Genomic DNA, 2,111 nt, shown 5'->3' with positions numbered 1-2,111 from the left:
ATATAACCCTCCAGCTAGACATAAAAAAAATGGAAATAACCCATATCGAGTTAATCTCCATTTTTATATAAAGTATTCTGTTAACGCTTATATATAACCAATCCCGCACCGCTAGACCCGCTACGTTTCAAGGATGATAGTTTTCCCTGTATCGGGTCAAACGGCGAAGTTTAGTGCAGTATCTATCGATTACTTACTCAACTTTCGCAGCACAAATTTGGCAGGTAAGCCTTGATATAGCTGGGTAGTCCTGCAAACCAGTGCTGTAGTTGACTTTTGATTAGCTTCACGACTGATTTCTTTACCTTTTTTGAAACATCATTCAATATCTCAAGCAATTGCTGCAAGGCAACTGCCCACTCTAAGTTGCTAAGCTCATCACACATGGACAAGAATAATCCGCCTAAAGTGCGTTCATCGGACTGCTGGCGGTGCTGCCAACTTAACAAGATATACCGTGCGAAGACGATTGTGGTATGGCTCACCAGCATATCATAGGAACGTCCTTGAAATTCTTTTTGCAGCCGGAGTAAAGATTTTGTGCACTTGAAAAAGGTCTCAATGTCCCAGCGCATACCGTAGACGCGAATGATTTCTTCTTCGCTTATTGTAACATCGGTCGACAGGATTGCTAACCATTCGCCCTTGCGGGTTCGGTTTTCCACAAAGACTATCTTCACTGATAATCCCGGTATCATCTGGGTGCAAATGACCCGCAGGATGCCATCGCATTTGCGCCCAGATGGAGAAGCGACCTGGTACAACTGCTTCAAACTAAGCCTACTATTGCCTACTTGATAGCGTTGATTGGTGTCTTTGACCATGCCAATGGCATCCAAGCCGCGCTCGGTAACGTCTCGCAAGAGAGGGGCATAAGTAAACCAACTATCCATGAGAACATAAGAAGCACAAATACCAGCTTCCAAGGCTCGGTCTAGCATGGCCGGAATGATTGCGGGAGCCGACTGCAAAGCTTCCTGGCGCCGCTTATAGCCACAAGTACGCTTGTCAATGTGAACATCAATTCCTTGAATCTGGGATGATTGCGAACTAAGCAAAGAAAAGTCGACCGGGAGGAAGGTGTGACCGTCAGACCAGCCTAGCGTCAACATGCGAAAACCCTTGTAGTAGCAACCACGGGCATGGTCTTTAAAACGGGCTAGTAGTTCAACCGATTTGCTACGATTACGCTCATACATGGAATCATCAATAATCAAAACACGGGTACGGTCTTTGGCTGTTAACACAGTCACTTTCTGGATGACATCATTGCTAAAGAGTGTTAGAAATCGACGCCATGCAAAGCTAGGATGATTTAGAAAACGATATACAGTATCTTTTCCAGGAAGCTCAGCTGCGCGAGTACTTTCAAGCAACTGAAACCAGCTGCGATGTTGAAAAATCAGGCAGAAAATGATTTGAAATAAGTAGGAACACGTAAACCCCAGATTCTTGGTAATTCCGGCACTTCTAAGATGACGTGAAATGTGTAGTTCTTCAAAAACGGATTTAATTTCATTAGGTAGTTGATTTTCTGCCTGCTGTTGCTTTACTATTGTCATATGGGAGACACCTCTTCTGTATGGTAGTGTTGTGTTAGCAACTTCACTTTACCAGACATTGGGGTGTTTTTCTATTGTGTCAATCCATATTTTCTGTCGCCATCTGTGCTAATCAATTCAAGGGATTAGGTTGATTTTTTCTCTGCGAAAGTTGAGTTATTTGGTAAAATCGTATAAAAAAAATACCACCCATCCCGAAAGGCAAGCCGGCTAGAATTTTGTCTTATTCACCAAGCTCCATTATAACAATAACCTTAATCCGCCATTGTCCATCGACATATTCAACGTATTCTGCATTGGAAAAATGCTGCAATATCTGATATAATGCTTCCTTCGCGGCGAGTAGTTGCAATACCCTTTCCGGAGATGTGCAATGATCATGAATTTGCTTGTCAATAGCATTATAGTCATTAATAGTATTCAGCAGGGCTGTTTTGAGTTTTCGTTCCATAGTAGCCTTCCTCCCTTCAATTTTCCCACCTATTGCTGGTTCGTCTTTTTCCATATGCTTTCGTACCCAAGTACATCTTGGCAGAGAAACTGCTATTT

2 protein-coding genes are annotated in these 2,111 nt (G+C 42.9%); both read right to left on the bottom strand.

Annotated features, from left to right (window positions below):
- Nucleotides 1-197 precede the first annotated feature (197 nt).
- Nucleotides 198-1,562 (bottom strand): IS4 family transposase, encoded by a 1,365-nt coding sequence (locus VN379_RS21505; RefSeq protein ID WP_325537685.1) that lies wholly within the window; start codon nucleotides 1,560-1,562, stop codon nucleotides 198-200.
- Nucleotides 1,563-1,785: 223 nt separating this feature from the next.
- The gene (locus tag VN379_RS21500; RefSeq protein WP_325537683.1) at nucleotides 1,786-2,013 is read right to left on the bottom strand and encodes a hypothetical protein; all 228 of its coding nucleotides are present in this window, start codon (nucleotides 2,011-2,013) and stop codon (nucleotides 1,786-1,788) included.
- Nucleotides 2,014-2,111 lie beyond the last annotated feature (98 nt).

The sequence above is a fragment of the Sporomusa sp. genome (assembly GCF_035561255.1).
GTDB lineage: Bacteria > Bacillota > Negativicutes > Sporomusales > Sporomusaceae > Sporomusa.
Note: the sequence above shows the minus strand (reverse complement) of the source record. Positions and strands in the feature narration are given on the sequence as shown.